General features: G+C 34.8%; 5 protein-coding genes. All 5 read left to right on the top strand.

The window, feature by feature from the left end; genetic code table 11:
- Positions 1–2,180: TonB-dependent receptor (locus IPK14_21480; GenBank protein ID MBK7995847.1), on the top strand; the 2,180-nt coding region annotated here is incomplete at its 5' end.
- A gap of 341 nt (positions 2,181–2,521) precedes the next feature.
- The gene (locus IPK14_21475) at positions 2,522–2,995 is read left to right on the top strand and encodes a hypothetical protein (GenBank protein MBK7995846.1); all 474 of its coding nucleotides are present in this window, start codon (positions 2,522–2,524) and stop codon (positions 2,993–2,995) included.
- Positions 2,992–3,510, top strand: coding sequence for a hypothetical protein (locus IPK14_21470; GenBank protein MBK7995845.1), 519 nt, complete (start codon positions 2,992–2,994; stop codon positions 3,508–3,510). Before IPK14_21475 ends, IPK14_21470 begins: the two co-directional genes overlap by 4 nt.
- 425 nt (positions 3,511–3,935) lie before the next feature.
- Complete coding sequence (locus IPK14_21465; GenBank protein ID MBK7995844.1) at positions 3,936–4,841, top strand: hypothetical protein; 906 nt, start codon at positions 3,936–3,938, stop codon at positions 4,839–4,841.
- A gap of 77 nt (positions 4,842–4,918) precedes the next feature.
- Positions 4,919–6,271, top strand: a complete 1,353-nt coding sequence (locus tag IPK14_21460; GenBank protein MBK7995843.1) for a DUF1800 domain-containing protein — start codon at positions 4,919–4,921, stop codon at positions 6,269–6,271.
- The last annotated feature ends 10 nt before the right edge of the window (positions 6,272–6,281 follow it).

Genomic DNA, 6,281 nt, shown 5'->3' with positions numbered 1-6,281 from the left:
AGCCTCCTTACCGACAATATCAATTTGGTGCAACTATAGGTGGCCCAATAAAACAGGACAAAGCCTTCTTTTTTCTTTCTTTTGAGCGTCTTTCTATTAAACAAAATAATATTGTTACTATTAGCAATGATACTGTTAGGGCTGCTCAAAACATAGGGCTTCCATTAAGCAATGGGCCAAGTGCATTTTCTCAAGCCGCTTCTAATTTTTTGATCCGCACTGACTTCAGACCTAGCCCAAATAATCTTTTCTATGTGCGTTATAATTTTGGGGGTGCTTATAATGGCGCATTAGAGCCTTTTGGCGGTTTGGTTGGTCAAACCAACAGCGGGTTACAATTTTTAAAAGATAACTCTTTAGCTATTACTAACACAAGGGTAAATACTAAATTAAATCTTACTAATGAATTTAGGTTTCTTTTTGGCCCACGTGATCAAGATGTTTTGCCAGTAAATCCAGGGCCACAAGTCCGCCTGGTTGCTCCTGAAGGGTTAGTAACTTTTGGACGAGGTACTTTTTTACCTCAAACAAGAGATATGAAAACCTATCAATTTGTTGATAATGTTGCACTTGTTAGAGGTAAACACCAAATCAAAACAGGAATAGATTACACTTATATAACTTTATTTGATTTATTACCAATTTTTCCTGGTGGCTTAGGTTTCTTTCAACCAATAGATTTTTCTGCTGCTACAGGGATTCCCGGCCTACCTGCCTTTAGTGGCTTAGAAACTTTTGACCCTAATACCCGTAGCCCACAGCAACGAGCTTTTTTAACCATAGCCTCAAGCCAGTTTCCTCTTTTCTTTCCCGGCTTTCCTGCTGGTTTACCTTTAGCTGATCTTTCTTTGCCTACAGCTTATATTCAAGGTTTTGGTTCTGCTAAAGGTGGATTAAATACAAAGTTGTTCGCCGCTTATGTTCAAGATGATATTCGTCTAAAGCCTAATTTATTGGTTAAAGTAGGCTTACGCTATGATTTACATAGAGTTACTTCTGTACCTAACAATAATGGGAATTTTAGTCCTAGAATAGGTTTTTCTTATAGCCCAACAAAATTGCCTAATTTAAGGGTGCATGGAGCTTATGGACTCTTTTTTGCGGTTCCTTTAACTGGTACCCCTATAGGTGTTTTGCTTAATAGTACAGGAAGGCTTTCTTTTCCTGCTGTGCCATTTCCTTTTTCTATTTTGCCATTTAGCCGACCTACGCATAATTACCCAGATGGTGATCAAATTCCAAGCGATTTACCAGTTGATCCTAGCTTTGACTCTAGATTAGTTAACCAAAAAAATTTACGTAATAGCTATGCCCAGCACATAGATTTTAGTGCTAGTTATTTATTGACACCAGATACTTTATTTTCTTTTTCCTATAATTTTATCCGAGGTGTAAAGCTTTATGGGCCTCGTAATATTAACCCTGTAGTGCGTCCAGTCCCAGGTGATCCAGTTGCTAGTGTAAAAACAGGTCGTGTTATTCCAAATGCTGGAGATATTTCAGAATTTTCTTCCATTTTTGATAGCTACTATCATGCTGGAACAATTTCTTTGTCTCGTCGATTAACAACCAATTTTAGCTTTTTAACACACTACACTTTTTCAAAAGCAATTGATAACACAGTAGATTTTCGTCCAGACTTACAAGAAATAGTTGACTCTTTTCGCCTAGATTTGGAAAGAGGCTTGTCTATACAAGATTCTAGGCATAGATTTGTGTTTTCTGGCCTTTGGAATCTAAATTATTCCAAAAATAAATTTCTTAGCGATTATCAACTTTCTACTATTGTTACTTTGGAATCTGGACATCCTTTTAATTTGTTAGCAGGAACGGATCTTAATTTAAGTGGAGATGCTTTTGGTGCTACTGACCGACCTCTTGTTGGAGGAGTAAGCATTGGTCGTAGTAGGGGAGAATTACCAGGTTTTGCTAGCACCGATATGCGCTTAACAAAAAAGGTTAGTTTTAACGAAACTATGAATGTATTTGGTTTTGTAGAAGTTTTTAATTTATTTAACCGTACTAATATCAGCGAAGTAGACCGAATTTTTCCGCCTGATCGTAATGGGAATTTCTTGTTACCACCACAAGAAAATGGTAGGTTTAAGGCTTTACCAGAACGTTTTCGTAACTCTTTTTCTGCACGACAAATACAATTAGGTATTCGCTTTACTTTTTAACCATCATTAAAAAAGTAGAAATTATTAAATAGACTTAGAATTGTTATAGTAGAACTTATTAGCTCTACATTCTTTTATTTTCAATGTTTTTTTTTAATTTATGGCTACATTCTTTACTATGGTTAGTTTTACATCGTTTCTACTGCTATATTCCTTCTCTGACAGAAGAGGAATATTGAGAGCGAAAAATAGTTTTTCCTGTTTATCAAATCTATAATGGATACATTTTTATTAACACCTAACTTTTACCCTACAACCTTTTCCTAATTTGTTGTATGTTTCTACTTATCTTTTATGTCTTAGTGAATACACACCATAAATAATAAAGGTCTAAGAATACTATGCCAGAATCGAATGATAACAAAAATACTCTAATTGCAAATCCATCTGTAACGCCCACACATATTGAAAAAGGTCGAGGCATAGAAGTATCTGATTTTGGAAACTTTTGCGAAGGTGATAAAGATCCTAGCTTAAATAAAACCATTAAAACATTAGTTTACGGCTCAAAAGATTTAATAGTCTACCTTGATGATCAAGACGAGATCCAATGGTCTACTGCTTCCTCTTGTAGTCTTGATGCTAATACATCAAAAACCATAAGCACCATAATAGAGTTAGAAGTATTGTGCAAAGAGCCTTTAACACAAGAAGAAAAACAATCTTTTAAAGTATTGCTTGCACAAAGTTTAGCTGACAGCTTGATAGGCCAACATGATGCAGCACAAGAAGTCCTTCTTAAAGCAAGAGCATATCTTCAAGAAAAAGCCACAGAAAACTATAGAATTTGTTATGTGATAGGGCCGTTTTTATGACGTTGCTTTCTATGAGCATTGCATTGCTGCTTTGGATTAACAAAGATTGGGTTCTATCTTACAAAATAAATATTGATATAGTTCTTGGAATGCTGTTTGGTTCTCTAGGAGCATTATTATCTATATTTACCCGTTTACAAAATATAGAAATGTCTACAACTGGATCACGTAAATATACTTATATAAGTGAAGGTGTAGCTCGTGTCATCGTCGGGGAAATTGGTGCTTTGTTAACCGCCCTTGCCATAAAATCTAATGTTGTAGTTGGTTTAATCAATAGTTTTTCTAACCCTCTTGCTGGCCTTTTAGCTTTTTGTATTGTTGCTGCTTTTAGTGAAAGATTTGTCCCTAGTTTAATTAAGAAGTTTGAAGGCTCTTTACCTGAATCTGAATCTGAATCTGAATCTGAAACTGAACCTAAAACCCTTACAAAGCCTATTAACAATGCTCCTAATCCTACTAACAATAGTTCAACTACAACTCCTAAAAATGATCCTAATACAAAAAACGAATGATTACAAAATTAGCCCAACTAGCCAACTGAAAGAACATTTAACCTATAAGCACGGTAGTGTCCCTCAGTTTCCGTGATGAAAGAAGGTAGAGAATCATATAAAAGATGGTTCTTAAAGGAGCAAAAGCAGGGTTTATGGGGCTAAGGGAGCTATTTTAACAGTGAGTGATCAAGACAAGATTATAAGAAATTCAGCTTTGATTAAACATTTGAAAAATTGTAGCAAAAAACCTTTTGCTTTACATATATTGTTTTCATATAGTTACCTATATTCCTGAACTAGTTTTTTCTTATATTCAGTCTTCTATCACTTAAACTCATCACGGAAACTGAGGGACACCGCCAAAAATTTTCAAACTACTTTTATATTTATAATCTCTTAAGATATTGAATAACCAATAAATCTTCAAGTGATCGGCTAAGTATATGAACCATTATATAAAAATAATAGTTTGCTTAATTTTCTTTGTTATTACAAGTATAGCTTATGGATTTTCTAGCGGCCCTGTACCAGGTCGGACAGGCGCGCCAGGTGAGTTAACTTGTGTTGATTGTCATGACTCTTTTGAGCTTAATCGGGGCCCGGGACGGGTAGAAATTTTAGATTTACCAAAAACCTATCAAGCAGGCCAAAGAATAAAAGTCCGTGTAAATGTTAGACAAAATAATCAAAAACGTTGGGGATTTCAGCTAACTGCCTTAGACAAACAAGAACAAGCTGTTGGACAATTTGTTATTACTGATGCTGCAAATACTCAAATAATTACCAGTGATAACCGTGTATATGTTGAACATACTAACCAAGGTTCAATGGCAACTACTCCAGGTGGACGAGATTGGGTATTTGAATGGGTTGCGCCAGATGTAGATCGTGGGCCAGTAATTTTTTATGCTAGCGGAAATGCTGCTGATGGTCTTGGTAATAGCGAAGGCGATTTTATTTATACAACAGCATTTGAAATAGGAAGTTTTTCTGACCCAGAGGTTACTCTATCTTCTCCAAATGGTGGTGAAACTTTTACAGGTGGACAAGTAACTACGGTCAAATGGACATCAACTAATGCTATTTCTCATGATATTTTTATTCAAGTAAATGGATTAATGGATATTCCAAAGCTAATTATTAGTGGCTTAAGTGGTGATATTCAGGAATTTAGATGGCAAGTACCTCTAGATCTCTCTACAACAAAAGCACGAATTATTATTGTAGCTCAAGGTGCAAGTGGACGTGCTGATTCAGATAGTTCTGATAGAGATATTACAATTTTAGCTGGTCAAGTAGTTCCTGGCCCCATTATTAAGACAGTTAAAGTCACAAATAAAAAAATTTAACAAGTCATCTCTCTAAGAAACACAACAAACAACAAGTCTTAAAAAATAAAAATTACTAAAAAGAAGGAAAAAATACTATGTGTGCTGCTGAATGGAATGAAAGAAGCGTCGCTCATATGTTACGCCGAGTAGGATTTGGCGCAACACCAGAAGAAATAAAGTTTTATCTTGATATGGGCCAAGCCCGCGCCATTGATTATATTCTTAACTATGAATCAATAGATGATAGCGAAGTAGACCGCCAGATTGCTGCGGCTAATTTAGATTTAACTAAAACCTCTGATTTAATTCTTTGGTGGGTCTTAAGAATGATTTTTACTAAAAGACCGTTACAAGAAAAAATGGTTTTCTTTTGGCATGATCATTTTGCAACTGCAATTTTCAAAGTAAAAGAACAAGAATTGATGTTGCAACAAAACCAATTATTTAGAAAATTTGCTTTAGGCAATTTCCAAGATTTTCTTTTAGCAGTTTCTCAAGACCCAGCAATGATCATTTGGTTAGACAATTTTACTAACAAAAAAGGTCAACCTAATGAAAACTATGCACGTGAACTTAACGAACTTTTTTCAATGGGCGTTGGCAATTATACGGAAATGGATGTAAAAGAAGCCGCTCGTGCTTTTACAGGTTGGTCAATTAATCGTAGGACAAAAGAATTCCAATTTGAAACCAATCAACATGACTTTGGAACTAAAACTTTTTTAGGTGAAACCGGCCCATTTAACGGTGATGATATTGTGCGAATTATTTCTGGCAAACCTGCTACAGCACAATTTATTAGTAAGAAATTATTTGAATTCTTTGCTTTCCAAAATCCAAAACAAAGCACCATTGATAATTTAGCTAATATTTATTTAACCAGTAGATTTAGCATCAAAGCTGTGATGCAAGCAATTCTTACTTCAGATGAATTTTTCTCAGAAAAAGCATTTAATAGTATAGTAAAAAGCCCTACAGAATATGTAGTTGGAACATTAAAAATGCTTAAAGCTACAATTGATACTCGTGGCAAAGCTGGGGATATTCTTAATTCTCTATCTATACAAGGTCAAACTCTTTTTAATCCTCCTTCTGTAAGTGGTTGGGATGGTGGTATAGAGTGGATTAACACTTCAACTTTACTTAATCGTTTTAACTTTGCTAATACATTATCTAGCAATCGTATGACACGAGGAGCAACCATTGATCCTAAAGCACTACTTTCTAACTCAAAAGCAACAAAATCTAAAGATGTAGTTGATTTTTTCCTTAAACAATTAGGTCTTTTTGATGTTGATGTATTAAGCAATAAAACACTTAAGAAATATTTAGATCAAAACGATGATGGTTCAAAAGGCAAATTTACTTTAACTGATGCAAACATTGACAAAAAAGTTAGAGGTTTAATCCATTTAATTATTACTTTACCTGACTACCAACTTAATTAATTTATAGAGG

The sequence above is a fragment of the Blastocatellia bacterium genome (assembly GCA_016713405.1).
Lineage (GTDB): Bacteria > Acidobacteriota > Blastocatellia > Chloracidobacteriales > JADJPF01 > JADJPF01.
This window is presented reverse-complemented; position numbering and strand designations above follow the sequence as displayed.

Bases quoted from the DNA above. Each gene is read 5' to 3' on its own strand.
- IPK14_21475 (MBK7995846.1), top strand. From the start codon at position 2,522: ATGCCAGAATCGAATGATAACAAAAATACTCTAATTGCAAATCCATCT.
- IPK14_21470 (MBK7995845.1), top strand. From the start codon at position 2,992: ATGACGTTGCTTTCTATGAGCATTGCATTGCTGCTTTGGATTAACAAA.
- IPK14_21465 (MBK7995844.1), top strand. From the start codon at position 3,936: ATGAACCATTATATAAAAATAATAGTTTGCTTAATTTTCTTTGTTATT.
- IPK14_21460 (MBK7995843.1), top strand. From the start codon at position 4,919: ATGTGTGCTGCTGAATGGAATGAAAGAAGCGTCGCTCATATGTTACGC.